The 25,483-nt window shown below is 74.3% G+C and carries 28 protein-coding genes and 1 pseudogene; 7 read left to right on the top strand and 22 right to left on the bottom strand.

The annotated features are described in order from the left end of the window. Both rho and FRZ03_RS40835 read left to right on the top strand, forming a co-directional pair. The coding region (rho, locus tag FRZ03_RS35695) for a transcription termination factor Rho (RefSeq protein ID WP_146469226.1) at positions 1-1,064 on the top strand (1,064 nt) is incomplete at its 5' end. 257 nt (positions 1,065-1,321) lie between these two features. Then, positions 1,322-1,954, top strand: a pseudogene (locus FRZ03_RS40835) (D-alanyl-D-alanine carboxypeptidase family protein); the annotation flags it as partial. Positions 1,955-2,010: 56 nt separating this feature from the next. Here the strand turns inward: FRZ03_RS40835 and FRZ03_RS35685 are convergent. The 10 genes from FRZ03_RS35685 to crcB (FRZ03_RS35640) form a co-directional block, all read right to left on the bottom strand. Continuing rightward, positions 2,011-3,396, bottom strand: coding sequence for a glycosyltransferase family 87 protein (locus FRZ03_RS35685; RefSeq protein WP_146469201.1), 1,386 nt, complete (start codon positions 3,394-3,396; stop codon positions 2,011-2,013). Beyond that, positions 3,393-4,808, bottom strand: coding sequence for a polyprenol phosphomannose-dependent alpha 1,6 mannosyltransferase MptB (gene mptB, locus FRZ03_RS35680; RefSeq protein ID WP_146469200.1), 1,416 nt, complete (start codon positions 4,806-4,808; stop codon positions 3,393-3,395). The genes FRZ03_RS35685 and mptB overlap by 4 nt, the downstream gene beginning before the upstream one ends. 161 nt (positions 4,809-4,969) lie before the next feature. Beyond that, complete coding sequence (locus FRZ03_RS35675; RefSeq protein ID WP_146469199.1) at positions 4,970-5,908, bottom strand: glutaminase; 939 nt, start codon at positions 5,906-5,908, stop codon at positions 4,970-4,972. Positions 5,909-5,972: 64 nt separating this feature from the next. Beyond that, the gene (gene aspA / locus FRZ03_RS35670; RefSeq protein ID WP_146469198.1) at positions 5,973-7,379 is read right to left on the bottom strand and encodes an aspartate ammonia-lyase; all 1,407 of its coding nucleotides are present in this window, start codon (positions 7,377-7,379) and stop codon (positions 5,973-5,975) included. Between the two features lie 152 nt (positions 7,380-7,531). After that, positions 7,532-8,530, bottom strand: coding sequence for an asparaginase (locus tag FRZ03_RS35665; protein WP_146469197.1), 999 nt, complete (start codon positions 8,528-8,530; stop codon positions 7,532-7,534). A gap of 207 nt (positions 8,531-8,737) precedes the next feature. Then, positions 8,738-9,415, bottom strand: a complete 678-nt coding sequence (locus FRZ03_RS35660; protein ID WP_146469225.1) for a FadR/GntR family transcriptional regulator — start codon at positions 9,413-9,415, stop codon at positions 8,738-8,740. Between the two features lie 169 nt (positions 9,416-9,584). Next, positions 9,585-10,421, bottom strand: a complete 837-nt coding sequence (locus FRZ03_RS35655; protein WP_146469196.1) for an undecaprenyl-diphosphate phosphatase — start codon at positions 10,419-10,421, stop codon at positions 9,585-9,587. Between the two features lie 81 nt (positions 10,422-10,502). Continuing rightward, on the bottom strand, positions 10,503-10,871 hold the full coding sequence (crcB, locus tag FRZ03_RS35650; RefSeq protein WP_146469195.1) for a fluoride efflux transporter CrcB: 369 nt from the start codon (positions 10,869-10,871) through the stop codon (positions 10,503-10,505). Next, positions 10,868-11,248 (bottom strand): DUF190 domain-containing protein, encoded by a 381-nt coding sequence (locus tag FRZ03_RS35645; RefSeq protein ID WP_146469194.1) that lies wholly within the window; start codon positions 11,246-11,248, stop codon positions 10,868-10,870. Before FRZ03_RS35645 ends, crcB (FRZ03_RS35650) begins: the two co-directional genes overlap by 4 nt. Then, entirely contained in the window at positions 11,245-11,709 is a 465-nt protein-coding gene (gene crcB / locus FRZ03_RS35640; protein WP_146469193.1) for a fluoride efflux transporter CrcB, read from the bottom strand. Before crcB (FRZ03_RS35640) ends, FRZ03_RS35645 begins: the two co-directional genes overlap by 4 nt. Positions 11,710-12,099: 390 nt before the next feature. Between crcB (FRZ03_RS35640) and FRZ03_RS35635 the strand changes: the two genes are divergently transcribed. Both FRZ03_RS35635 and FRZ03_RS35630 read left to right on the top strand, forming a co-directional pair. After that, complete coding sequence (locus FRZ03_RS35635) at positions 12,100-12,456, top strand: VOC family protein (protein ID WP_146469224.1); 357 nt, start codon at positions 12,100-12,102, stop codon at positions 12,454-12,456. Positions 12,457-12,499: 43 nt separating this feature from the next. Beyond that, positions 12,500-12,916 (top strand): MarR family winged helix-turn-helix transcriptional regulator, encoded by a 417-nt coding sequence (locus FRZ03_RS35630; protein WP_146469192.1) that lies wholly within the window; start codon positions 12,500-12,502, stop codon positions 12,914-12,916. 21 nt (positions 12,917-12,937) lie between these two features. Here FRZ03_RS35630 and FRZ03_RS35625 read toward each other — a convergent pair whose 3' ends face one another. From FRZ03_RS35625 to FRZ03_RS39630, 4 genes are all read right to left on the bottom strand, one after another. Then, on the bottom strand, positions 12,938-14,017 hold the full coding sequence (locus FRZ03_RS35625; RefSeq protein ID WP_146469191.1) for a hypothetical protein: 1,080 nt from the start codon (positions 14,015-14,017) through the stop codon (positions 12,938-12,940). A 120-nt stretch (positions 14,018-14,137) separates the two neighbouring features. After that, positions 14,138-14,536, bottom strand: a complete 399-nt coding sequence (locus tag FRZ03_RS35620) for an SseB family protein (RefSeq protein ID WP_146469190.1) — start codon at positions 14,534-14,536, stop codon at positions 14,138-14,140. 114 nt (positions 14,537-14,650) lie between these two features. Beyond that, positions 14,651-16,165, bottom strand: coding sequence for a purine-cytosine permease family protein (locus FRZ03_RS35615; protein WP_146469189.1), 1,515 nt, complete (start codon positions 16,163-16,165; stop codon positions 14,651-14,653). Positions 16,166-16,298: 133 nt separating this feature from the next. After that, the gene (locus FRZ03_RS39630) at positions 16,299-16,457 is read right to left on the bottom strand and encodes a hypothetical protein (protein WP_186785798.1); all 159 of its coding nucleotides are present in this window, start codon (positions 16,455-16,457) and stop codon (positions 16,299-16,301) included. A gap of 185 nt (positions 16,458-16,642) precedes the next feature. On the opposite strand from FRZ03_RS39630, the gene FRZ03_RS35610 reads away from it, so the two are divergent. Together FRZ03_RS35610 and FRZ03_RS35605 are read left to right on the top strand one after the other, a co-directional pair. Then, positions 16,643-16,837, top strand: coding sequence for a DUF2795 domain-containing protein (locus FRZ03_RS35610; protein WP_146469188.1), 195 nt, complete (start codon positions 16,643-16,645; stop codon positions 16,835-16,837). A gap of 168 nt (positions 16,838-17,005) precedes the next feature. After that, positions 17,006-18,076 (top strand): NAD(+)/NADH kinase, encoded by a 1,071-nt coding sequence (locus FRZ03_RS35605; protein ID WP_146469187.1) that lies wholly within the window; start codon positions 17,006-17,008, stop codon positions 18,074-18,076. 3 nt (positions 18,077-18,079) lie between these two features. Here the strand turns inward: FRZ03_RS35605 and FRZ03_RS35600 are convergent, their stop codons facing one another. From FRZ03_RS35600 to FRZ03_RS35585, 4 genes are all read right to left on the bottom strand, one after another. Continuing rightward, positions 18,080-18,757, bottom strand: a complete 678-nt coding sequence (locus FRZ03_RS35600; RefSeq protein ID WP_146469186.1) for an ankyrin repeat domain-containing protein — start codon at positions 18,755-18,757, stop codon at positions 18,080-18,082. Between the two features lie 30 nt (positions 18,758-18,787). Next, positions 18,788-19,219: a DUF7144 family membrane protein gene (locus tag FRZ03_RS35595; protein ID WP_146469185.1), complete on the bottom strand. Its 432-nt coding sequence runs from the start codon at positions 19,217-19,219 to the stop codon at positions 18,788-18,790. Then, positions 19,216-19,668 carry an SHOCT domain-containing protein gene (locus FRZ03_RS35590; RefSeq protein WP_146469184.1) on the bottom strand — a complete coding sequence of 151 codons (453 nt, stop codon included), beginning with the start codon at positions 19,666-19,668 and terminating at the stop codon, positions 19,216-19,218. The genes FRZ03_RS35595 and FRZ03_RS35590 overlap by 4 nt, the downstream gene beginning before the upstream one ends. Positions 19,669-19,744: 76 nt before the next feature. Continuing rightward, positions 19,745-20,449: an HdeD family acid-resistance protein gene (locus FRZ03_RS35585; protein ID WP_146469183.1), complete on the bottom strand. Its 705-nt coding sequence runs from the start codon at positions 20,447-20,449 to the stop codon at positions 19,745-19,747. Between the two features lie 207 nt (positions 20,450-20,656). Between FRZ03_RS35585 and FRZ03_RS35580 the strand changes: the two genes are divergently transcribed. Beyond that, a complete protein-coding gene (locus FRZ03_RS35580) occupies positions 20,657-21,205 on the top strand; it encodes an ion channel (protein ID WP_146469182.1) in 549 nt (182 codons plus the stop codon). Positions 21,206-21,215: 10 nt separating this feature from the next. On the opposite strand, the gene FRZ03_RS35575 is transcribed toward FRZ03_RS35580, so the two are convergent. From FRZ03_RS35575 to FRZ03_RS35560, 4 genes are all read right to left on the bottom strand, one after another. Then, a complete protein-coding gene (locus FRZ03_RS35575; RefSeq protein WP_046420113.1) occupies positions 21,216-21,413 on the bottom strand; it encodes a hypothetical protein in 198 nt (65 codons plus the stop codon). 125 nt (positions 21,414-21,538) lie between these two features. Continuing rightward, the gene (locus tag FRZ03_RS35570; protein WP_146469181.1) at positions 21,539-24,196 is read right to left on the bottom strand and encodes a winged helix-turn-helix domain-containing protein; all 2,658 of its coding nucleotides are present in this window, start codon (positions 24,194-24,196) and stop codon (positions 21,539-21,541) included. A gap of 90 nt (positions 24,197-24,286) precedes the next feature. Continuing rightward, on the bottom strand, positions 24,287-24,808 hold the full coding sequence (gene msrA, locus FRZ03_RS35565; protein ID WP_146469180.1) for a peptide-methionine (S)-S-oxide reductase MsrA: 522 nt from the start codon (positions 24,806-24,808) through the stop codon (positions 24,287-24,289). 136 nt (positions 24,809-24,944) lie between these two features. After that, the coding region (locus FRZ03_RS35560; protein WP_146469223.1) for a CAP domain-containing protein at positions 24,945-25,483 on the bottom strand (539 nt) is incomplete at its 5' end.

The following is a 25,483-nucleotide window of genomic DNA, read 5'->3' as shown; positions in this document are numbered from 1 at the left end:
CCCCCGTCCAGCATCAATATGTCGCCACCAACCTGCCCTCCCCCGCCGACCCTCAGGTGCCGGCCGCCCTGGTCCGCCGCTACGGGCTGCGCAAGGGCGACCTCGTCGAGGGCGTCCTCGGCGAGCGGCGCGCGCTGAGCGAGATCGCCCGGGTCGAGGGGCGCGCCGCCACGGAGCGCGCCCCGCGCCGGCACTTCCGCGATCTCACCCCGCTGCACCCGCGCCGGCGCCTGCGGCTGGAGCACCCGGACGCCGGGCCGGCCGGGCGGGTCGCCGATCTGTTCACGCCGGTCGGCAAGGGCCAGCGCGGCCTCCTCGTGGCCCCGCCGAAGAGCGGCAAGACGGTGCTGCTGAGACAGCTGGCCGCCGCGGTGGCCGGCAACCACCCCGAGTGCCGGCTGATGGTGCTGCTGCTGGACGAGCGCCCCGAGGAGGTCACCGAGATGCGCCGCACGGTGCACGGAGAGGTGTACGCCTCCACCTTCGACCGCTCGGCCAAGGAGCACATCGCCCTCGCCGAACTCGTCGTCGAGCGGGCCAAGCGCCTGGTCGAGGCGGGCGAGGACGTCGTCGTCCTGCTGGACTCGCTGACCCGGCTGTGCCGGGCGCACAACAACGCCTCCGGCGCGGGCGGCCGCACCCTCAGCGGCGGTGTCGACGCGGGCGCGCTGCTCGGCCCCAAGCGGTTCTTCGGCGCCGCCCGCGAGGCCGAGGAAGGCGGTTCGCTCACCATCCTGGCCACCGCCCTGGTGGACACCGGCTCCCGCGCCGACGGCTACTTCTTCGAGGAGCTGAAGAGCACGGGCAACATGGAGCTGCGGCTGGACCGGGAGCTGGCCGGCCGGCGGGTCTTCCCCGCCGTGGACCTCGACGGCTCCGGCACCCGCCGCGAGGAACTGCTGCTCACCCCGGCCGAGTTGAGCACCGTGCACGGACTGCGCCGGGCCCTGCGCTCCCGCGAGGGCGGGCAGGCCGCTCTGGAGACACTGCTGACGCGGCTGCGCGCCACCCCGGACAACGCGGCGTTCCTGCGGCAGGTACGGCCGACGCTGCCCACCGGCTGACACGCCGTGCGGGTGCGTCATCCGGGTTGCTCCGCTGGGCCGGACGGCGCGGCCGGCGCGCGCACGCCCCTCCCATTCGTACGTTGATCGTATGATCACCAGATTCAGATACCGGGCGGTCGCACCGGCCTGCTTCCTGTGCGTGGCGGGCGTGCTGGCGTCGGCCCCCGCCACGGCCACCGCCGCGCCGGTCACCGCCCGGCCGTACAGCGCCGCATGGCCCCGCGGCGGGGAGCCCGCGCCATGGCGCCCCCGAGGTGCCGGAGCTGTCGGCACTGTCCTGGCTGGTCGCCGACGCCGGCAGCGGTCAGGTGCTGGCCGCGAGCGAGGCCCACCGCCCGCTGCCGCCCGCCAGCACCCTCAAGACCCTGTTCGCCCTCACCGCACTGCCCCGACTGCCCGGCGGGATGCAGCACACGGTGCGCTACCAGGAACTGGCCGACGTCGCCGAGGGCAGCAGCCTGGTCGGGGTCGAGGAGGGGCACAGCTACCGGGTGGCCGACCTGTGGCGCGGCGTCTTCCTCAGCTCCGGCAACGACGCCGTGCACGTCCTCGCCTCCCTGAACGGCGGCTGGGAGACCACCGCCCACCGTATGCAGGCCAACGCCCGCGCCATGGGCGCGCTGGACACCCATGTGCTGTCGCCGGACGGCTACGACACCCCCGGCCAGGTCTCCTCCGCCTACGACCTCGCCGTCTTCGGCCGGGAGGGCCTGCGCAACCCCGACTTCGCCACGTACTGCTCCACCGCCCAGGCGGAGTTCCCGGGTGACGGTTCGCCGTACGCCATCGAGAACACCAACCGGCTGCTGACCGGCGCGGACGGCGTGGCGCCGTACCCGGGCCTGATCGGCATCAAGAACGGCTACACCAGCAACGCGGGCAACACCCTCGTGGCCGCCGCCCGACGGGGCGGCCACACCCTCGTGGTGACCGTGATGAACCCTCAGACCGGCGGCGGTTTCGCGGTGTACGAGGAGGCCCGCGCGCTGCTCGACTGGGGTTTCGCCGCGAACGGGCTGGTCGACCCGGTCGGCTCGCTGGACGGGCTGCGGCCGAGGCCCAAGCCGACCGCCTCGGCCGCACCGGTGGCGGCTGCCGTGTCCGGGGCGGCGGGCGACGACTCGGGCTGGCCGGACACGGCCATCGGGGCCGGGCTGGCCGGGCTCGGCGCCGCGGGGGTGGCGCTGGCGTTGCGGGCCAGGGGCAGGAGCAGGGCCGCGCGCGACTGACCGACCGGCAGACCGAGCAGCAGCCCCAGGGTGATCCAGGTGTAGAGGTTGCTCCCGAGGAAGCCGGCCGGGCCGGAGGGGTCGTCGCCCCACAGCCACACCGCACTGCTGCACAGCACCGCGTACAGCACGCCCGCGAGGCGCCGGCGCCCGGCGCGCAGCAGTACGGCGAAGGAGGGCAGCAGCCACACCAGGTGGTGCACCCAGGTGACCGGGCTGACCAGGCAGGCGGCCGCCCCGGTGAGGGCGAAGGCCGCCGTCCAGTCGCGGGCCGCCGCCGCCCTGCGGGTCCGCCACGCCCAGACGCACAGGGTCAGCAGCACCGCCGTCGCCCACAGCGGGCGGCCCGTCTCGCCGAGCCGGGCCAGCACGCCCTGGAGCGACTGGTTGGAGACGTAGTCCAGACGGCCCACCCGGCCGGTGTCCCACAGCGCCTCGGTCCAGTAGAACCGGGAGGCCGCGGGGTCCGCCCAGGCGGCCAGCGCGGTCGCGGCGGCGGCCACGGCGGTCGCGGTCCCGGCCGCCCGGCGGCGCCCGGCGAGCAGCAGCATCCCGATGAACAGGGCCGGCGTCAGCTTGATCGCGGCGGCGAGCCCGATCCCGGCGCCCGCCCAGCGGCCCCGGCCGCTCGTCAGCAGCCGTGCGTCGGCGAGGACGAGGGCCAGCAGGACGACGTTGACCTGGCCGAAGCTGAAGGTGTCCCGCAGGGGTTCGAACAGCGCGAGCGCGCACAGGGCCGGCACCCAGCCGTACCAGCCGTGGCGCCGCCACCGGTCGCCGGCCAGGACGCGCAGCACGACGGCGAGCGCGGCCGTGTTGACCAGCAGCGAGGCCGCGATCGCGGCGTTCCGCCCCAGCACGGCCAGCGGCAGCATGAGGACGGCGGCGAACGGCGGATAGGTGAAGCCGTACCGCGTGCCCGGCACCCGGTAGTCGTAGATCAGACCGCCGTGGTGCACCCAGGTGTGCACGGTGCCGTAGTAGACGCGCAGGTCGAAGAAGCCGCGCAGCAGCGGCACGGTCGCGGTGAACGCGGTGACGGCGGCGGCGAGGGCGAGGATCAGCAGCAGCCGGCCCCGCTCGGTGCGCGGGCCCCTCATGCGGCGCGTCCGGGGGCGGCGGTGGGGGCGGGGCCCCGTGCCGCCTGGTGGGCCTGCCACAGCACGACGGCGCCGAGCAGCGCGCCGCAGACGGCGAGCGCCAGCCGGCCCGCGTCGGCGGGGCCGCCGCCGGGCAGCACGGCGAGGGCGAGGACCGCGGCGAGGGCCGCGACCCGGTGCCGCACCGAGCCGCTGGGCGCGGCGGCGGCGATCAGGAACAGGCCCCACAGCACGTACCAGGGACGGATCGCCGGGCCGCACACGGCGACGGTGAGCAGGCTCAGACCGAGCGCGTACACCGGCCGGGGGCGCAGCCGGTGCCAGATCAGCGCGACGACCGCGGCGGTGGCCGCCAGGCCGAGCAGTTGCCAGGCCGGTACGGCCAGCGGGGCCAGGCCGCTGCCGAGGCGGGCGAGCAGCGCGCCGGTGGCCCGGCCGAGCAGGCCGGCCGGCGCCCAGTTGTGCGGGGAGACGGGGGTGCCGAGGGCGCGGATCCAGCCGTAGCCGGTGCCGGCCAGGGAGGTGGCGGCGACCGTGGTCACGGCGGCGGCGACCGCGGTGGCCAGGGTGGCCGGCAGCGGGCGGCGGCCGGAGCGGACCTGGAGGACCACCACCGCGGGCAGACCGAGCGCGGCGGGCACCTTGACCAGGGCGGCGAGGGTGACGAGTACGGCGGCGAGGGCGCCGGAGGCGAGGCGGGGGGCCCGCGCGGCGACCAGGCCGAGCCCGAGCAGGCCGAGCATGAGGGCGTCGTTGTGGGCGCCCGCGACCAGGTGCAGCAGCACCAGCGGGTTGAGGGCGCCGAGCCACAGGGCGGCGGCCGGGTCGGCGCCGCTGTGCCGGGCGAGCCGGGGCAGCGCCACCGCCATCAGGGCCACGCCGAGCAGCGCGAGCAGGCGCATGCCGAGCAGGCCCGCGGGCAGCGCGCCCCCGGTGAGGGCGGACAGGGCGGAGGCCGGGCCGAGGAAGGCGGGTCCGTACGGCGCCCCGGTGTGCAGCCACATGGGGGCCACCTGGTCGGCGAGCGGGCCGCCGAGCGCGGCGGGGCCGCGGGTGTAGACGTCCAGGTGGGCGTCGGCCATGGCGCCCTGCGCGAGGTAGCTGTAGACGTCCCGGCTGAACAGCGGCGGAGCGAGCAGCAGCGGGGCGGCCCAGACGGCCAGGACCAGGAGCAGGGCGCGCGGACCCGGTGGTCGCGGGCCGCGCACCAGGCGGCCGAGGAGCACCCAGGCGGCGATCAGGAGCACGGTGCCGAAATAGACCCCGACCAGGCCGGTCGCCGCCCGGGCGGAGGCGGGGTCCGGCAGGTCCTCGACGGGCAGGGCACCGGCGGCCTCCCCGCCCAGCGCGAGGAAGGCGGTGCCGGCCAGGCCGAGCAGCCGGCAGCGACGCAGATCGAAGGGGAATGCCATGGCCAACACCGGCTCAGCGTGGCAACGCCGGATGGCCGGGAGGAGACGGGGAGCCCTCGGGTCGGGGGCCGGAGGGTGGCTGCTGTGTGGTCCCGGTTCCCCTGCCGTTCGAACGGGCCCCGGGGCAGGACCGCCCGGCCGGGCAGGACTTCCCGCGGTGGTCAGAACACCGACAGCCCGGTCAGCGTCGTGAACCGGTCGAGGGCGGCCACGCCGGCCACCGAGTTGCCGCGCTCGTCCAGGCCCGGACTCCACACGCACACCGTGCAGCGCCCCGGTACGACGGCGATGATCCCGCCGCCGACCCCGCTCTTGCCGGGCAGCCCGACCCGGTAGGCGAAGTCACCGGCCGCGTCATAGGTGCCGCAGGTCAGCATGACCGCGTTGACCTGCTTGGCCTGGCTCTTGCTGAGCAGCCGGCTGCCGTCGGCGCGGATGCCGTGCCGGGCGAGGAAGCCGGTGGCGAGGGCCAGGTCGGCGCAGGAGGCGGCGATCGAGCACTGCCGGAAGTACTGGTCGAGCAGGACCGGCACCTCGTTGTCCACGTTGCCGTAGGACGCCATGAAGTGGGCGAGGGCGGCGTTGCGGTCGCCGTGCGCGGTCTCGGAGGCGGCGACCTCGCTGTCGAAGTCCAGGGCGGGGTTGCCGCTCTCGGCGCGCAGGAAGGCCAGCAGTTCGCCGGCCGCGTCCCCGGTACGGGTCTGGAGGCGGTCGGTGACGACGAGGGCGCCGGCGTTGATGAACGGGTTGCGCGGGATGCCGTTCTCGTACTCCAGCTGGACCAGGGAGTTGAACGGGTTGCCGGAGGGCTCCCGGCCGACGTGCTCCCACAGTTCGTCGCCCTCGCGGGCCAGGTCCAGGGCGAGGGTGAACACCTTGGTGATGGACTGGGCGGAGAACGGCTGCCGCCACTCCCCCACCCCGTACACCGTGCCGTCCAATTCGGCGACGGCCATGCCGAAGCTGCGGGGGTCGCGGGCGGCGAGCGCCGGTATGTAGTCGGCGGCGCGGCCCCGGCCCGGGGTGTGCTCCAGCTCCTCGGCTATGCGCTCCAGGACCGGCAGGAAGGTGAGGGACGACGTCGTTGTCATGATCACCATTGTGCCTCCCCGCCGCTTTCGAAGCCCACTCGCCCGGGCCCGGGAGACCGGCCGTAATCGCAGGTCAGGCGGCTGGTGCCCCACTGCCCGCGACGATCTCGGGGCGCAGCAGCCCGGCCAGCGTCTCCGCGGGCAGCAGACCCTTCTCCAGAACGAGTTCGGCCACCCCGCGGCCGGTGGCGAGGGCCTCCTTGGCGATCTCGGTGGCGGCCGTGTAGCCGATGTGCGGGTTGAGCGCGGTGACCAGTCCGATGGAGTTCTCCACGGTCGCGCGCAGTTGCGCGGTGTTGGCGGTGATGCCCTTCACACAGCGCTCGGCCAGCGTCAGGCAGGCCCGCCGCAGATGGGTGACGGACTCCGACAGGGAGTGCAGGATGATCGGCTCGAAGGCGTTGAGCTGGAGCTGCCCGGCCTCGGCGGCCATGGTGATGGCGACGTCGTTGCCGATCACCTCGAAGGCGACCTGGTTGACCACCTCGGGGATGACCGGGTTGACCTTGCCCGGCATGATCGACGAACCGGCCTGCACCGGCGGCAGGTTGATCTCGCCGAGCCCGGCGCGCGGACCGGAGGACAGCAGCCGCAGGTCGTTGCAGCTCTTGGAGAGCTTCACCGCGATCCGCTTGAGCACGCCGGACATCTGCACGAACGCCCCGCAGTCCTGGGTGGCCTCGACCAGGTTGGCGGCGGTGACCAGCGGCAGTCCGGTGATCGCGGACAGGTGACGGCGGGCGGCCTCGGCGTACCCGGACGGGGCGTTGATCCCGGTACCGATGGCGGTGGCGCCCAGGTTGATCTCGTGGATCAGCTCGACGGCCTCGGCAAGACGGCCGCGGTCCTCCTCGATCATGACGGCGAACGCGGAGAACTCCTGGCCGAGCGTCATCGGCACCGCGTCCTGCAACTGTGTACGGCCCATCTTGAGCACGTCACGGAACTCCACGGACTTGCCGGCGAAGGCGTCCTGAAGTACGGCCATCGCCTTGAGCAGTCCACGTACCGCGAAGATCGTCGCTATCTTGACGGCGGTCGGGTAGACGTCATTGGTCGACTGGCTCAGGTTGACGTCCTCGTTGGGGTGTACATACATGTACTCGCCCTTGGCGTGGCCGAGCAGTTCCAGCGCCCGGTTCGCCACCACCTCGTTGGCGTTCATGTTGGTCGACGTGCCGGCGCCGCCCTGGATGACGTCCACCACGAACTGGTCGTGCAGGGCGCCCTGGCGGATCTCCCGGCAGGCGGCCACGATCGCCGCCGCCTTCGCCGGCTCCAGCAGCCCCAGTTCCTCGTTCGCGAGGGCGGCGGCCTCCTTGACGGCGGCCAGGGCGTCGATCAGGTGCGGGTACGCCGAGATCGGCGTCCCGGTGATGGGGAAGTTCTCGGTCGCCCGCAGGGTGTGCACACCCCAGTAGGCGTCGGCGGGCACGTCCCGGTCGCCGAGCAGGTCGTGTTCGCGGCGGGTGGTCGTCATGGGAAAAGGTCTCTTTCTGGGCTGCGGAGGTGAGGGCGCCCCGCGCGGGGGCGCGGGGCCGGGAACGCCCCTGCGCGGGGGCGCGGGGCCGGTGCGCGGCCGGCGCCACGCGGCGCGATCGGCCGCGGGCGGCGCGCGGTGACCGGAGGCCGTCAGGCGGCGCCGAGGCCGTCCACGACGCGCACCGATCCCACCGGCACCCCGCCGCCCAGCAGCGGCGCCCCCGAGAACTCGCCCAGCAGCGCGGAGTCCACCCCGGCCAGCGCCAGCGCCGCCGCCGCGACCGGCACCCGCGCCCGGTCCGCGCCGTCCGCTATCTTCACGGCCACCGCCCGCCCGTCCGGCAGCGCGGCGACCTGCACCCCCTCGAAGCCGTCCTTGGCGAGCAGTCCCGGCACGGCCCGCATCAGCGCGGCGACGTCCCGGGTGGCGCCGGAGGCCATCTCGGCGTGGGCCCGCATCGCGTCGGCGACCCGGGCCTCGGGCGTGCCGGGCGCGGCCGTGACGACGCGGGACAGGGCGCGGGCGAGGCCGGTCAGGGAGATGGCGAACAGGGGGGCGCCGCAGCCGTCCACGGTGACCCGGGCGACCCGCTGCCCGGTCAGCTCCTCGACGGTCTCGCGGATCGCCCGCTGCAACGGGTGCGCCGGGTCCAGGTAGTCGGGCAGGGACCAGCCGTTGAGCTTCGCGGTCCACAGCATGGCCGCGTGCTTGCCGGAGCAGTTCTGGGCGAGCCGGGAGGGCGCCCGGCCCGCGCGGACCCAGGTGTCGCGGACGGCCGGGTCGAAGGGCAGGTCGGGGACGTTGCGCAGGTCGTCCTCGGCGAGTCCGGCCAGCTCCAGGATGCGCCGGGTGCCGGCGAGGTGGCGTTCCTCGCCGGAGTGGCTGGCGGCGGCCAGGGACAGCAGCTCGCCGTCCAGCGGCAGCCCGGCCCGCAGCATGGCGACGGCCTGGAGGGGCTTGACCGCCGAGCGGGGGTAGAACGCGGCCTCGGCGTCGCCGAGCCGGTGCTTGAGGGTGCCGTCGGCGCCGAGGACGACGACGGAGCCGTGGTGGACGCCCTCGATCACGCCGCCGCGGACGAGGTGGGCGACGGGGGCGTGGCGGGGCGCGCGGACGACGGGCGCGTCGGCGAGGAAGGTGCTGTACATCACTGCCTGTGTCAGGGGGTCGGGGCGGCCGGTCGCGGGTCACGCGGCGGCGCCGGTGGGGAGGTGCGCCGGACGGGGGTCGTACCGGCCGCGGTCAGCGCCGCGCCGGCCGGCGGCGCACGGGGCACGGTGGTGCGTCCGGCGCCGTCGTCGGCGTACGGGAATCGATGGACGGACGCAGGGGTACGGCGGCGCGGTGCCGCCGGGTCACGCCTCGGCCGCGCCGCTCGCGGCCGGGGTCGGTGGCCGGGTGCGGACGATGTCGGTGAGGGTGCGCTCGACGCGGTCCAGGTGGTGGCTCATGGCCGCGACCGCGTCCGGTTCGCAACCGTCGGCCAGGGCCTCGACGATCAAGCGGTGTTCGCGGTTGGACTGCTCGCGGCGGCCGCCGAGTTCGTTGAGGAAGGCCGACTGACGCGCCAGGGCGTCGCGGATCTCCTCGATGACCCGGCGGAAGACCGGGTTCTGGGCGGCCTCGGCCACGGTGAGGTGGAAGAGGGTGTCCATCGCGACCCACGCGGTGGTGTCCGTCTCCCGTTCCATCCGGTCCAGCAGGTGGGTCAGGCGGTCCAGGTGGTCCGGGGTGCGGCGCAGGGCCGCGTAGCCGGCGACCGGGATCTCGATGTGCCGGCGCACCTCCAGCAGGTCGCTGGCCGCGTAGTCGCCGAAGGTGGGGTCCTCCACCGCGTCGGCGACGACGAAGGTGCCCTTGCCGGTGCGCGAGACGGTCAGTCCCATCGCCTGGAGCGCGCGCAGCGCCTCGCGCAGCACGGGCCGGGAGACCTCGAGGGTGCGGCCCAGCTCGGCCTCGGAGGGCAGCTTGTCGCCGATGGCGTAGTCGCCGCGTTCGATGGCGCCGCGGAGGTGGCCGAGGACCGCTTCCATGGCGCTCACACGCCGCGGACCCGGACCACCTGTCTGGCTGTCTGACAGGTTCACGAGGCCGATACTCCGGCCTGCCCGGCCGCTCTGTCAAGGGCGGGCCGGAACGCGCACGGGGTGCGGCGCCCGTCGTCGGGCGTCCGCACCCCGTGGGTGAGCGGGAGGTTCCGGTTCAGGCGTTGAGCACGCCCGCGCCGAGCAGGCCCATCAGGGCCACGCCGATGACGACGCGGTAGATCACGAAGGCGTTGAAGGAGTGCTTGGCGACGAACTTCAGCAGCCAGGCGATGGAGGCGTAGGCGACGATGAAGGAGACGAGGGTGCCGACGGCCAGCGGGGCGGCGCCGACGCCGGCGCCGAGGGCGTCCTTCAGCTCGTAGATGCCGGCGCCGGTCAGCGCGGGGATGCCCAGGAAGAAGGAGAGCCGGGTGGCGGCGACCCGGTCCAGGTCCAGCACCAGGGCGGTGGACATGGTGGCGCCGGAGCGGGAGAAGCCGGGGAAGAGCAGGGCGAGGATCTGCGAGCAGCCCACCCACATCGCGTCCCTGAAGGACGTGTCGTCCTCACCGCGCTTGTGGCGGCCCATCTGGTCCGCGCACCACATCGCACCGGAGCCGACGATCAGCGAACCGGCGACCACCCACAGCGAGGCCAGCGGCCCGTCGATCAGCGGCTTGGCGGCGAGGCCCACCAGGACGATCGGGACGGTGGCGGCGATCACCCACCAGGCGAACTTGTAGTCGTGGTGGTAGCGCTCCTCGCGGTTAGTCAGACCGCGGAACCAGGCGGAGACGATCCGCTTGATGTCCTTGAAGAAGTACACGAGCACGGCGGCGATGGCGCCGACCTGGATGACGGCGGAGAACCCGACGACGGACTTGTCGTCGACGGGGATGTCCATGAGTCCCTCGGCGATCTTGAGGTGTCCGGTGGAGGACACCGGGAGGAACTCGGTCACCCCCTCGACGACACCGAGGATGACGGCCTGGCCGACAGAGATGGCGGTCATGGGATCCAGTTCTGAGGAGAGTGGGTCGACAGTGCTGTGGACAGTGCTTGGTGCGTCCGGTGGCAGGGGTGGCGCCCGGGCCTACAGGGCGCGGGCGAGGAAGACCCCGGCGAAGGCCGCCGCGAGGCCGGCCGCCACGCTCGCGACGACGTTGGCCGAAGCGTAGAGGCCGGAGCCGGCCTCGGTCAGTCGCAGGGTCTCGTAGGAGAAGGTCGAGTACGTCGTCAGCGCCCCGCACAGGCCCGTGCCGAGCAGGAGTTGCAGATGGGGCCCGGCGGCGCCGGCGGCGGCGAGGCCGGTGACCAGCCCGAGGATCAGGCTGCCGACGACGTTCACCACGTAGGTGCCCCAGGGGAAGACCGAGTCGTGCCGGGCCTGTACGGCGCGGTCCGTGAGGTAGCGCAGGGGGGCGCCGACGATCGCGCCGAGGACCACCAGCAGCCAGTTCACGGCGATCCCCCGCCGTGCGAGCCCGCCGGGTCCTGGCCTTGCACGCGGCCGACGTACCGTACGACCTCGCAGTCGTCCAGCGTGACCAGGCCCTCGCGCACCAGCTCGTCCAGCTGGGGCAGGAAGGCCCGGATCCGCTCCTCGGTGTCCACCACGACCACCGCGACCGGCAGGTCCTCGCTGAGCGAGAGCAGGCGGGAGGTGTGGATGCGGGAGGAGGCGCCGAAGCCCTCGATGCCCCGGAAGACGCTGGCCCCGGCGAGCCCGGCGGTGTGCGCGCGGTGCACGATCTCGCTGTAGAGGGGCTTGTGGTGCCAGGTGTCGTCCTCGCCGACGTAGACGGTCAGCCGGAGCGCGCGGCCGGTGAGTGAGGTCATGGCTGCTGCCTTCCGATGAGCACCTTGCGGGCGACGGTCGAGGCGAGCCACACCGCCGCGAGGGCGAGGCAGGGCGTCGCCACGAGGTAGACGAGCCCGGCCCCGGGGCGGCCGGCGTCGACCAGCCTGCGGATGTCGACGGCGTAGGTGGAGAAGGTGGTGAAGCCGCCGAGGACGCCGGTGCCGAAGAACGGGCGGACGAGGCGGTGGGCGGCCCACACCTCGGTGATGAACACCATGAACACGCCCATCACGGCACAGCCGACGAGGTTGGTCCAGAAGGTCGCCCAGGGGAAACCGCCGGGCGGGGTGGGCAGGGCGAGGGCGAGGGCGTAGCGGGCGCACGCGCCGAGGGCGCCGCCGGCCGCGACCACCGCGACGACGGGTGCCTGGGCGCGCCACCGCGAGCGCCGGCGCGCCGCGGGCCGGGCGTGAAGGGTGTCGGCTTCGGGGGTTGTCATTGCTGTACGTCTCCTGCTCGGCCGACCCCGTGGGTGATCACGGCCGGGCAACAGCGTACCGCCGGATCAGGCGGGAACCGGCCAGGCGGACGCCGTCCGGGCGGCTCCTGCGCAGGACGCGCCGAATCGTTCATCCGCGCGTGCCGAACCATTCACTCGCCCGTCCCCGGACGGTCCTCGGAGCGGATCGTGCCCGGCGGTTTCCCCGGCGCGGCTCACGGTCGTGCAGGTGCCGCCCGGCGAGTGAGGCGGCGAACGGTCAGGATCGGAGAAGCCGCGGCGCGCTCCCCCGGCCTAGCGTGGAAGCGCCGACGGGGAAGACCGTCGGGCCTCGTACCCGGAAGGCTCCAGCAGCCTCCAGAAGGAGTGGATTCCATGACCACCGGCTCCATGACCACGGGCGTGCGGACGATCGTCTACCCCGTCAAGGACGCGGCGCGGGCCAAGGCCCTGTTCAGCGCGTTGCTGGGCGTCGAGCCGTACGCCGACGAGCCGTACTACGTCGGCTTCGAGGCCGCCGGGCAGGACGTCGGCCTCGACCCGAACGGGCATGCGCAGGGGCTGACCGGTCCGGTGCCCTTCTGGCACGTGACCGATCTGCGGGAGCGGCTCGCGGCGCTGCTGGCCGCGGGCGCACAGATCGTCCAGGACGTGCGGGACGTCGGCAACGGCAGGCTCGTCGCCTCGGTGAAGGACGCCGACGGCAACATGGTCGGGCTCCTCCAGGACCCGGCTACCGAAGGGTAGTTGCACACGCAACGACTGGCTGGATCGGTGCTACGGTGCCGGTATGGCAGTGAAGACGGCCGACGCCCGGCTCGAGGAACGGTGGCGGGGCATCCTCGCCGTGCACGCGCGCACGATGTGCGGGATAGACCGGGCACTGGCCCCCTACGGGCTCGGCGCCAGCGACTTCGAGGTGCTGGACATCCTGGCCGCCGAGTCGCCCGGGCAGGGCGACCACTGCCGGGTGCAGAACCTGGTCGGCCGGGTGCATCTCAGCCAGAGCGCGCTGTCCCGGCTGATCGGCCGGCTGGAGAAGGACGGCCTGGTGGAACGCTCGGTGTGCACGGAGGACCGGCGCGGGGTGTGGGTCGCCCTCACCCCCAAGGGCCGCGCCCTGCACACCGAGGTGCTGCCGCTCCAACGGGCCGTGCTGGCCCGGATGCTGGCGGAGCAGGGCGAGCAGGCGCCGTCCGAGCCGTAGGGGCCGTCCGGGCCACCGGCGTCACCCGGGACGCCGGTCCACCGGACGCCTCGGCGGTATCGACGCCGTCGGGAAGTCGCGGGGGCCCGTCCACAGGGCCGGTACGGCGTCGCAGCGGCGGCACAGTTCGTAGGCGAGGGCCTCGTAGTTGACCCGCCAGCCGCGGAAGTGGGGCCAGGCCTCCTGCGGGGTGCGTTCGGCGTGGAAGCCGGCCGCGTCCAGCATCTCCACGGCCGCGTCGAACTCGGCGTAGGTGAGCCGCAGGGGCGCACCGGGAGAAGGGTCGGCGTCGAAGGGGACGCGCACCGCGCGGGCGATGTCGCGCAGGGCGCTGAATCCGGCCCGCAGCACCAGGCGGGCCTCCGGCGGCGCGGTCTTCGGGTCCAGCGCGAGCTGGAGCGCCGCCGCGTCCATCACGGCGGTCAGCGCCACCAGCCAGCTGCGGTGCGGGCGCGGGGAGCGGAAGGTCAGCAGGACGGGATAGGTGGAGTGGCTCTCGCCCATGTCCGAGGCCAGCCGCTCCCAGGCCCGGTAGAGCTCGGGCAGCGCCGTCTCGGTGTCGACCAGCCACTGCCGGGCCAGGATCTCCGGGCCCCAGGAGGGTTCCCCCGCCCTGGCCTGGAGCAGGGTGACCTCGACCTCGCGGCGGTTGTAGGCCGCGTACAGGGTGGGCAGGTAGGCGATCTGGAGCGCGATCAGGACCGGCCCGGTGGCAGCGGCGACGAAGTCGAGCAGCGACAGCTTCAGCCGGGCGCCGCTGGCGAAGCCGAGCGTGAACAGGCTGGAGCCGGCCTCCCGGAACGCGGTGCCCCAGGGCAGGGAGGACACCGCGACCAGCAGCAGACCGAAGCCGAACAGGGCGCCGGTGAGCCAGACGGCGAGCATGCCGACGAGTATCAGCGGGGCCAGCCAGGTCTGCGCCCGGTCGATGGCCTCGTAACCGCCGCGCAGCGCCGGCAGCCGCAGGAGCCTGCGCAGCAGCCACCACAGCCGGAACACCAGCCCGGAGTAGAGGCCGCGGGGGACGACGAGGGTGCGCAGGACGCTGCTCAGCACGACGGTGAGGAGCAGTGCACCCGCCGTGCCGGCGATGTATTCCATGGGCTCATTTTCGCGCCCACGGTGACGCGGTGATCCATTCGGCCCGCGGCCCGGTGCGTCGCCGCCGGTCGCGCCCCACGGCGGAGCCGCGGGCCCCGGCGCGGCGCCGTCCGGGCGTGCTCAGCGGGCCAGCAGGGTGCGCACTCCCTGGGAGGTGAGGGTCAAGGCGTGCGAGGAGCTGCCGTCTATCGCCAGCGAGAGGTCCTCGTCCGGCCACTGCGAGGCCAGCGCGCCCAGCGGGATGAGGCGGTAGCGCGAGACGAACGGCAGCAGTTCGGCCATCTCGCCCTCCGTGGTGAACACGGGGACGACCGGGTCGCCTCCGGGCTGTTCCAGGACGGGCAGGGCCACCGTCGTGGCGTCGGCGCCCTCCCCGTCGATCGCGTCGTCCGGCACGGGGACGAGCACGTCGCTGTGGGCGAGGGTGTCCAGGGCCCTCTGGTCCTCGGCATCGGCGGCCAGTGCGTCCAGCGCCTGCTGGGCCGGCGTCGGCAGGGCGTCGTGTGCGGGTGTCTCCATGGCAGTTCCCCAGGTAGCGGTGGTCGTACGGGCCACCCGGACAGGGTTGCCCGGGCGGGCTCCCGCCTCGCGTACCCGGTGCGCGCCTCGGGCATGCGTGGAATCCGGAGTCGCTCACGCGTTGAGGACCTCCTCGCCGGGCGCGGGGCTCGGCGCCAGGGCCTCCTGGGCGCGCACCCGGCGCCGGCCGAGCAGCAGGGTGCCGAGGAAGGAGAGCGCGAGGGCGACCACGACGCCCAGGTTGGCGTACGCCCAGGCGCCGGAGCGGCCGCCGAGGCCGAGCGGCCGGAGCAGATAGCCCTGCCAGCCCAGCCAGTGCGCGGCGGTGTTGGTGACCAGGCCCCAGCCGACGGCCGTGGCGGCGAGGGTGAGCAGCGGGGGCCCCAGGGGGATGTCGCCGTAGCGGCCGTGCGGGCGGTAGAGGTCGCCGTCGTCGTAGTCGCGGCGGCGCAGCGCGAGGTCGCCGAGCATCACGCCGGACCAGGCGGCGACGGGCACGCCGAGGGTGGTCAGGAAGCCCATGAACTGGCCGAGGAAGCCGTCGGCGAAGAACACGATGTAGACCGAGCCGGCGATCATCAGGCAGCCGTCCCACAGCGCGGCCAGGTACCGGGGCACGCGCAGCCCGGCGGAGAGCAGGGCGAGGCCGGAGGAGTAGATGTCGAGGACGGCGCCGCCGACCAGGCTGAGCACGGCCACCACGGCGAACGGCACCAGGAACCAGGTGGGCAGGATGGTGGTCAGGGCGCCGATCGGGTCGTCGGCGATGGCCCGGCTCAGCTGCGGCGAGGAGCCGGCCAGCAGCACGCCGAAGACCAGCAGCAGCACGGGGGCCAGCGAGCCGCCGAAGGTGGTCCAGCCGATCACGCCCAGGCTGGAGGAGTCGCGGGGCAGATAGCGGGAGTAGTCGGCGGCGGCGTTGATCCACCCGAGGCCGAAGCCGGCCATCATGAACACCAGCGCGCCCATCATCTGCTGGGCCGATCCCCCCGGCACCGCCCGGACGGCGCCCCAGTCGACGTGGTGGGCGACGAGACCGACGTAGACGAGGGTGAGCACGCCGGTGATCACCGTGATGGCCGTCTGCAACCGCATGATCAGGTCGAAGCCCATGACCCCGGCGACGACGGTCAGCGCGGCCACCACCATCAGGGCGACCACCTTGGTCTCGGTGCCGCCGCCCCAGCCGAGGCTGGTGAAGACGGTCGCGGTGGCCAGGGTGGCGAGCGAGATGAGGGCGGTCTCCCAGCCCACGGTGAGCATCCAGGAGACCACCGACGGCAGCCGGTTGCCGCGCACCCCGTAGGCGGCGCGGCTGAGCACCATGGTGGGCGCCGAACCGCGCTTGCCGGCGACCGAGACGAAGCCGCACAGCAGGAAGGAGACGACGATGCCGACGGTGCCCGCGACGAGTGCCTGCCAGAAGGAGATGCCGAAGCCGAACGCGAAGGCGCCGTAGCTGAGCCCGAGGACGGAGACGTTCGCGCCGAACCAGGGCCAGAACAGCATGCGCGGGGTGCCTCTGCGGTCCGCGTCCCCGATCACGTCGAGCCCGTGCGTCTCCAGCTGGATCGGGCGGGCGGTGGCCCTGTCGTGGGTGATGCCGAGGGGGTCGTGCGGATGCGTCATCACGGCCTGCCTGTCTGAACGTGTCCAGCTCACGCTAGGTCGGCACGTCGAGGGCCGCAACGCAGGCGCGACCGGCGCCGGTGCGGGTCCGCGGGGGCGCCGGGACCCGCCCCGGCACGTCAGTCAGGCGTCGTCAGGCGTCGCCGCCGGGCTCCTTCTCGGGCACCTCGACGGGTGTCTCGTCGGCCGCGCCCTCCGCCTGCGACGGCGTGGTGCGGGTCGGCTGCTGCCCGCCCATGTCGTCCGGTTCCCGCTCGCCTTCCGCCTGGGACGGGGTCGTGTACTCGCTCATCGTGGCCTCCCCGACGTCCGTGCGTACCTCTCCGTCGTGCCGCCGGGTACCCGCCCGAGGCACCCGCCAAGAGCAAGCGGAACGGGTGAATCCACGGGCCCGGGGCGGGTACCTGAGCGGTCCGGCGCAGCATGCGGCGCCGGGGTACCGACGGAACAGGAACACCCTCACCGCCTGGAGGAACCATGGCGGGTATCAGCCCCCCTGATCTGCAGAAAGCCCTGTCCGGCGTGGAGTACCCGGCCGATTCCGAGCAGTTGCGGAAGGCCGCGGAGGACAATCACGCCCCCAAGGAGGTCACGGACCGCATCTCGCACCTCGGGAAGCGGACGTTCGAGAACCCGGCGGAGGTCAGCAAGGCCGTGTTCAGGAACGAGTGACCCGACCTCACGCCACCGGCGCGCGGGACCACCCGGTTCCGCGCGCCTTGTCGTACGGGCCTTGGGATACGGCGGTGGGGTACGGCGGCGTGGCGTTGCGCCGGGCCGCCGGGCGCGGCGGCGAGGATGGCGCTCGGCAGGAGCCGGCTGGAGGCGGGTGGTGCGGGTATGACGCTGGAGCGGGTCGGCCTGGTCGTGCACGGCGGGCGGGCGAAGGCACGGGCCGCGGCGCGGACGGTGCGCGAGTGGTGCGCGGAGCACGCGGTGGCCTGTGCGGACATCGACGTGTGGCAGGAGGGCGCCCGGCACAGCGCGCGGGAGGAGATGGACGCGGCGGGCGACCCGGACCTCGTCGTCACGCTCGGCGGCGACGGCACCTTTCTGCGCGGGGCCCGGCTCGCGGCGGAGAACGACGCGCCGGTGCTGGGCGTGGACCTCGGGCGGGTCGGCTTCCTCACGGAGGTGCCGGCCTCCGCGGTGCGCCCCGCGCTGGACGCGGTGCGGGAGGGGCGGATCACCGTCGAGAGCCGGATGACGCTCACCATGCGGGCCTCCTGCCGCCTGGAGGTGCCCGCGCAGATGGAGGCGCTGATGCGCTACGGCCGGGGACCGATGCTGCCGCCGCCCCGGGTGCGCGTGGAGTGCGAGACGGGCGGTGACTGGGGTGTCGCGCTGAACGTCACCGCGCTCAACGACATCGTGCTGGAGAAGCTGGCCCGGGACCGGCAGGTGTCGGTGGCGGTCTATCTGGCCGGGCGGCTGCTGGCCTGCTACTCCGCGGACGCGCTGCTGGTGGCGACGCCCACCGGGTCCACCGCGTACAGCTTCGCCGCCGGGGGCCCGGTGGTCTCGCCGCGCGCCGAGGCGCTGGTCTTCACGCCGGTGGCTCCGCACATGGTGTTCAACCGGTCGGTGGTGGCCGCCCCGGACGAGCCGGTGGCCCTGCGGGTGCTGGAGCGCTCGGGCCAGGCCGCGGTCAGCATCGACGGACAGCTGCGGGGGGTGCTGGGCCCCGGGGACTGGATCGGCGTGTACGCGGCGCCCCGCCGGCTGAAGGCGGTCCGGCTGGGCCCGATGGACTTCTACGGCCGGCTGCGCGAGCGCATGAACCTCACGGACGCCCCGGCCGCCCTCGCCGACGGCCGAGCCGCCCCCCTGTGGCCGGTGACCTCACCGCCCCCGCACGACCTGGCCCACCTGGCGCTGCCGTCGGCACCGGGCGACACGCCCCCGGCCTGACCGTCAGGGCAGTGCCTCGCCCTCCTGGAGCCGGGCTCCCCACGGCGTGACCCGGTCCGTGCGTTCCGAGCCGCCGATGACGCGTATCCAGCTGTCCACGGCCAGTTCGCGGCCGTCCAGGGTGATCCGGAAGCCGCCGTACATGCCCGGGACGGGGAACCAGCAGACGGGGTGGGCCAGTTCGGTCAGTGCCGCCACCTCGGGCAGCCGCAGCGCGTGTTGCGTGGCCAGGTCGGAGCCGTCCTCCAGACCGGCCCGGTGGCGGATCAGCCGGTGCAGGTGTCCCTGGAGCACGGGGATCTCGGCGGGCGGCACGGGGTGCCTGACGACCGGGCGCAGCAGTGCGGCGAGATGGTGGTGGCCGCGGCGCGCGGCGATGTCCGCGGCCCGCTCCCCGTGGTTCGTCCGCAGCGTCCGCAGGGCGCCGTGGGCCAGCAGGCCCTCGACGGTCGCGGTGCCCGCGCCGTGCCAGGCGGCCTGGTGCAGCGGGGTGTATCCGCTGCGGCTTTCCAGCCGCGGGCAGTTGACCCACTCCGGCCGCTCGCCCAGGACGTCCGCCACGGCCGCCCAGTCCCCGTCCCGCGCGGCGTCGGCGAGCCGGTCGCGTGCCTGGGCGAACCGGGGCTTGAGCGACGACCGCAGGGTGAAGCCGTCCCACTCCATGACCCGCTGCTCCCTCACGGCGGCGAGTGTACGCGCCGCGGAGGAGCCTCAGTCGAAGACGGTCCGGCCGTCCTTGCGGACCACGCACAGCGCCCAGATGGTGAAGGCGGCCAGCGCGATCATCACGATCGACCAGACCGGGTAGTACGGCAGCGACAGGAAGTTGGCGATGATGATCAGCGCGGCGATGGTCACTCCGCCGACCCGCGCCCACGTGGACACCCGCATCAGCCCCAGCCCGATGATGACCGCCACGGCGCCCAGGACCAGGTGGACCCAGCCCCAGCCGGTGAGGCTGAACTGGAAGACGTAGCTGCGGGTGGTGAGGAAGACGTCGTCGCGGGCGATCCCCATGATGCCGCGGAAGATGTCGAGTATCCCGGTGAGCAGGAGCATCACCGCGGCGAAGGCGGTCAGTCCGGTCGCCCACAGTTCCCTGGTGGTCGGCTCGTGTTCGTGCGTGGTGCGCGGTGCGGTCATCGTGCCACCTCGTTTCCCTGCGGTGCGGACGGGGCGTGGTCGCCGAGGACCATGGCCTTGGCCCGGCGGAACTCGTCGTCGGTGATGTCACCGCGCGCCTTCATCTCGGACAGCCTGGCGAGTTCGTCGGCGCTGGAGCGGCCGCCCCGGGCGGTCTCGCGGACGTAGTCGTCGAAGGCCCGCTGCTGGGCGCGGGCCTGTTCGACCTCGCGCCGGCCCATGCCCCTGCCGCGGGCGATCAGATAGACGAAGACACCGAGGAACGGCAGCAGCACGACGCAGAGCAGCCACGCCGCCTTGCCCGCACCGCCCAGCGCGTCGTCACGGAAGATGTCCATGACGACCCGGAAGAGCAGCACGAACCACATGATCCACAGGAAGAACACCAGCATGGACCAGAAGACGCTCAGCGCCGGGTAGTCATACGCGAGATAGGTCTGCGCACTCATGTCGCCTCCCGTGTCCCGGGCCGTGCCCGGTGGTCGTTCGTCCGTCCCAGGCTGCGCTCCGGGAGACCGGGGCGCCTCACCTCGGGCGGGTGAACGGCGGCCGGGGGGCGGGGGCCCGGGCGGCCGCCCCGCGCAGCGCGGCACGCCAGGCGAACGCCACGACGGCCTCGCAGACGCCGAGCAGGACGAGCCACAGTCCGAGCAGGCGGGTCAGCACCCGGGCCGAGGGGGCGGGCAGCGCGAGCACCACGACGCCGGCGAGAACGGCGATCACCGCGACACCGATCACGAAGCCCCGGTGGGGCAGGTCCTCGGCGACGAGGGCGGCGTAGAGCACGAGGATGCCGGAGACCAGCCAGACCACCCCGACGATCAGCGACAGCGCGGTGATGGTCTGCAGGGGGTTGCGCAGGCACAGGACTCCGGCGAGCACGTACAGCAGCGCGACCAGGAGGCCGGCCAGCCGTTCGCCGCTCTCCGCCCGGCCGAAGGCGGCCACGAACCGGAACACGCCGGTCGCCAGCAGGTACAGGCCGAGGATCACCGCGAGGACGTGCAGGGTCTCCTGCGGCCAGACCAGGATCAGGATGCCCGGCACCAGGGAGACGAGCGCGGTGCCGAGGCTCCAGGGCCAGGAGCCGCCGAGCCGGCCCAGCGCCCGCGCGGGGTCGGGGGCCGCCTCGGTGGGGGCCGCCGTGCCGGCGGCCCCGCCGGGATCCTGTTCCGGCCCGGGGGACGGGCGGTCGGGGCCCTGCGGACTCGTATCACGTGACGTGGTCATGGCTCCTCCTCACGTGTGCGAAGCCGCTCCCGGGTCGGCCGGCGGGGCCTTGTGCGGGGACCGCACCCTCAGACTCGCCCCGCCCGGCCCCCCGCGGATCACCCCTGGCGGGTGATCCGCGCCGGTGGCCGGAAGGCTGAGGTGGTAGTCGGTGCGGGCGGGGCCGTCCGCGCCGAAGCAGCCGAGCAGCTCAGGAAGAGGCGGGCGATGACCGATCCAGCCCCCGGGAGCGCCCGGCCGTACGGGGGGCCGTACCACCGGGCCGCAGCCGCGGCCTGCGCGCGGGCGGTGGGCATCGTGGTCGCCCTGGTCGTCGCGTACTACCTGGTGCCGCTGGACACGCGCAGCACCACGGGGACGGTCCTGCTGCTGGTGTGCGGCCTCCTCGCCGTCCTGCTGGTCTTCGGCTGGGAGGCCCGGATGATCCTGCGGTCCCCGCATCCCCGGCTGAAGGCGGTGGAGGCGCTGGCCGCCACGGTCGCCCTCTACCTGGTCGTCTTCGCCAGCCTCTACCACGTGCTGGAACACGACGCGCCGGGTTCCTTCACCGAGCCGCTGACCAGGACGGACGCCCTGTACTTCACGCTGACTACGTTCACCACCGTGGGGTTCGGCGACATCACGGCACGCTCCGAGGCGAGCCGGGTGGCGGTGATGTGCCAGATGGTGTGCGGGCTGCTGCTGGTGGGCGTGGCCGTACGGCTGCTCGCGGCGGTGGTCGACGCGGGGCTGCGGCGGCGGGGGCGGGGGCCGTAGCGGCCGCGGCTCACTGGGGCGCCTGGCGCATCTCCAGGACCCGCAGCCCCAGCGACTGGCAGCGGGCCAGCAGCCCGTACAGGTGCGCCTCGTCCAGGACCCGGCCGAACAGGATGGTGTGGCCGGACACCACCACGTGGTCCAGCTCGGGGAACGCCTTGGCCAGCGTCTCCGTCAGCTCTCCGTCGACGCGAATCTCGTAGCGCATGAGGTGCCTTCCCCGCGTGCCGCGGACGGGCGTGCCCGGCCCTCTTCCTGCGATCCTGCGCCCCGGTCCCGCCGCCCGGCCTCACCCGTCGCAGGTGATGTCGGGGACCGCCGCGGGCGGGCGGTTCACAGCAGGCCCAGTTCACGGGCGCGGCGCACCGCGTCGTGCCGGCGGTTCACGGACAGCTTCCGGTAGGCGCTCTTGAGGTGGGTCTTGACGGTGTTGACGGAGACGTAGAGGTCGGCGGCGATCTCCTCGGTGGACATCATCTCGGCCAGCCGCACCAGCACGTCGCGTTCGCGTCCGCTCAGCTCCTCCACCATCGGCGGCGGTTCGTCCACGCGGCCGGTGCCGTCCGGCCGCGGCGTGCCGGGCAGCAGCCAGCCCTCGGCGAGCGCGCGCAGCGGCAGGGCGGCGAGCAGCGGCGGTAGCCACGGTCCCGCTTCCCGGAAGGGGCGCCGCAGCCGCTCGGGCCGGGCCTCGCGCAGCGCCCGGGCGACGAGTCCGCGCTGTCCGGCGGGGTCGCCCTCGGCGCCGTGCCACTGTGCCCTGGCCAGGGCCGCCCCCACGGTGACCAGGGGGCCGAGGCCGTGGTGCGCGGGGATACGGTCGAGCAGCTCGGCGGCGTTCGCGGGCCGGCCGGCCGCCAGCTCCGCCCGGGCCGCGCCCACCAGGCACAGCGGCTCCCCGCCGGGCGGTTCCGTCAGCAGCTTGACCGCCAGTTCCGGCCGTCCCTCGGCGAGGTGGGCCCCGGCGGCGACCAGCGCCGTGTGCGCCTCGGCCCACGGGGACGTCTCCTGGGCGAGGACCATCCGGTCGGCCGCTTCGAGCGCGCCCTCGGTGTCGCCCCGGGCCAGCCGGACCCGCCCGGTGACGATGGCGCGCTGCGCCTCGGTCACCGGGTCGCCCAGGGCGTCGGCCGGGGCGGCGAGGAGTGCCTCCGCCCGCTCCAGTTCGTCGCGGTCGGTGGCGACGGCGGCCAGGACCAGCGTGGCGAGTCCGGCGCCGGGCGGCACGGCCGGGCCCGGGTGCTCGGCCTCGGACAGCGCGGCGAGGGCCCTGCGTTCGGCACGCCCCGGGTGGCCCTCCAGGTGGTCGAGGAGGGCGAGGTGGGCGAGGGCCTGGGCCGTCGGTGCCGCACGGCCGGTGTCCGCCGCCGCCGTCAGCGCGGCGCGAGCCTCGGCGTAGCGTCCGGCCCACAGGCGGGCCGCGCCGAGGTGGGTGTCCAGCAGGGCGGCCGGTTCGGGGTGCCGGTCCAGCAGCCGGCCGGGGATCTCCCGCCGCAGTCGTACCGCCTGGCGGGCGGCGGTCTCGGCCTGTGCGGAAGAACCCGTCAGCCGGGCGGCCAGGGTACGCAGGAGGGCGCAGCCGAACCGGGCGGCGGCCGCGTCGCCGGCCGGCTCGGCGGCCAGCGCCCGCGCGGCCCGTTCCAGCGGCGGCAGAGCGCGGTCGAGGCCGCCGCGGGAGAGTTCGAGGGCGGCGCGGACGAGGTCGGTGGCCGGGGTGCCCGGCCCGGGGCCCATGGCGGAGAAGAGGTCGGCCAGGGTCTCGGCGCGCGGGCCGGTGAGGAGTTCGCCGAGGGCGAGGTCGCCGACGAGGGCGTCGGCGGCGGCTGCCCAGTCGCCCGCGGCGGCGGCGTGCTCCAGGGTCTCGCCGAGCGGGCCCGAGTGCCGGAGCCAGGCCGCGGCCCGGCGGTGCAGCTCGGTCTCCAGACCGGGGTGGCGGGCCCGCAGATGGGCGCGCAGGATGTCCCGGAACAGTGGATGGAGCCGGAACCAGGAGTGCCCGAGGTCCTCCACGAAGGCGTTCTCGCGGTGCAGGCCGGTGAGGATCAGCTCGGCGTCCGCGCGCCCGGTGAGCGCGTCGGCGAGGGCCGGGCAGAAGCGGTCGAGGACGCTGACGCGCAGCAGCAGGTCCTGCGTCTCGGCCCGCTGCCGCTTGAGCACCTCGGCGAGCAGGAAGTCGCCGATGGTGGTGCGGTCGGCCTCGAACTCCTTCAGGTACGTCCGCGGGTCCGCCGCCCCCTGCGCGGCGAGCGCGCACAAGCGCAGTCCGGCCGCCCAGCCCCGGGTACGGGCCAGCAGGGCGGTCACCTCGTCGGCGGGCAGCCGCAGACCGTGCAGTTCCAGCAGTTCGGCGGCCTCCGCGGGGGTGAAGGCCAGCTCGTCGTTGCGGATCTCCGTGACGGCGCCGGCCGCCCGGTAGCGGTGCAGCGGCAGCAGCGGCTCGGTGCGGGTGACGAGGACCAGGCGCACGCCCGGGTCCGCGTGGCGCAGCACGAACTCCAGCTGGTCGGCGATCTCCGGGTCGGTGACCCGGTCGTACTCGTCGATGACGGCGGTCACCGGGGTCTCGCGGGCGCTGAGTTCCGCGGCGAGCCGGGTGAGCAGCGCCTCGTCCACCCGGCCCGCCTCGGCGGGCAGGCCGACCCCGTCGGACAGGGTCACCCCGGCCAGGCGCAGGGCCTGGAGGAGGTAGGCCCAGAAGGTGCCGCGGCCCTTGTCCGCCATCTGCGCGGTGAGCCAGGCGACGCGTCCCGGGTGCGCGGCGGCCCAGTCGGCGGCCAGTAACGTCTTGCCGGCGCCCGCGGCCCCGCCGACCACGGTCAGTGGTCTGCGCGGGGCCTCGTCCAGATGGCCGAGCAGCCGCTCGCGGCGCAGGTAGGTCGCCGGGAGGGCGGGGATCGCGAACCGTGTCCGCAGGAACGGATCCCCACAGGGATCGGCGGGCCCGCGCGGGTCCGCCCCGGTCTCGTCCGGCACGCCCATGGTGGTCACCACCATCGTCGTCAGGTCACGGACAGCTCACTTCCGTTCCTCTCCCAGGATCTCCCCTGGGCGACGACGCGCCACACGAGCCCGCCGGGCGGCGGCTCAGTCCGCCGTGGACGACGCGCGGCGCGGCAGCTTCCAGTTCGGCCGGGGGAAGTGGCAGGTGTAGCCGTCGGGGTAGCGCTCCAGGTAGTCCTGGTGCTCGGGCTCGGCCTCCCAGAAGTCGCCCACCGGCTCGACCTCCGTGACCACCTTCCCCGGCCACAGTCCGCTCGCCTCGACGTCCGCGATGGTGTCCACGGCGGTGCGGTGCTGCTCCTCGCCGTCGTAGAAGATGGCGGAACGGTAGCTGCGGCCGATGTCGTTGCCCTGGCGGTCGCGGGTGGTCGGGTCGTGGATCTGGAAGAAGAATTCCAGGATGTCGCGGTAGCTGGTGACCGAGGGGTCGTAGAGGATCTCGATCGCCTCGGCGTGGTCGCCGTGGTCGCGGTAGGTGGCGTTCGGGGTGTCGCCGCCGCTGTAGCCGACGCGGGTGGAGACCACGCCGGGCTGCTTGCGGATCAGATCCTGCATGCCCCAGAAACAACCGCCTGCCAGTACGGCTCGTTCGGTTCCCGCTGTCATCGGTCGCTCCCTGAATCTCTGGCCCCGCACCCCTGCTGACGTGCCGGTGACACGGTCATCCAGCGTAATACCCCGCGCGCGAAACGGCTGGCGGCCCCGGGCGGTCCCCCCGCCCGGGGGCGGCGGGCGGCCGGGCTCACATCTTCGTGCCGAAGTCCTGGGTCCACCAGGGCCCGCCCGTGCCGTTGTGCACCCCCACGCCGATGTTCTTGAAGGAGCAGTTGAGGATGTTGGCCCGGTGGCCGGAGCTGTTCATCCAGGAGTCCATCACGGAGGCCGGGGTCCGCTGCCCCATGGCTATGTTCTCGCCGTACGCGGACCACCGGTATCCGGCGGCGGTGATGCGCTGTCCGGGATCGGTGCCGTCCGGGTTGACGTGGTCGAAGAAGTGCCGGGCTGCCATGTCGTCGGAGTGCGCCCGGGCCGCCCGGTCCAGCCGCGGGTCCTCGGTGAGCGGGGAGCAACCGGCCTTCGCCCGCTCCTGGTTGACCAGCGCGACCACCTGTTGGACGGTGCCGCTGGGCGCCGGGGGCCGCGGGCGGATCGGCCGCCGGCCGGCCGGGCTCACGGCCCGGCGGACCGGGCGGGGCGTGCCCACCGATTCCAGCCACGCACTGAAGACGGCGTACGACCTCACGCGCGAGGCCTGGCCCGACCGCACCGGGCTGCCCGAGG

Source organism: Streptomyces misionensis, from assembly GCF_007896895.1.
Classification (GTDB): domain Bacteria; phylum Actinomycetota; class Actinomycetes; order Streptomycetales; family Streptomycetaceae; genus Streptomyces; species Streptomyces misionensis_A.
This window is presented reverse-complemented; position numbering and strand designations above follow the sequence as displayed.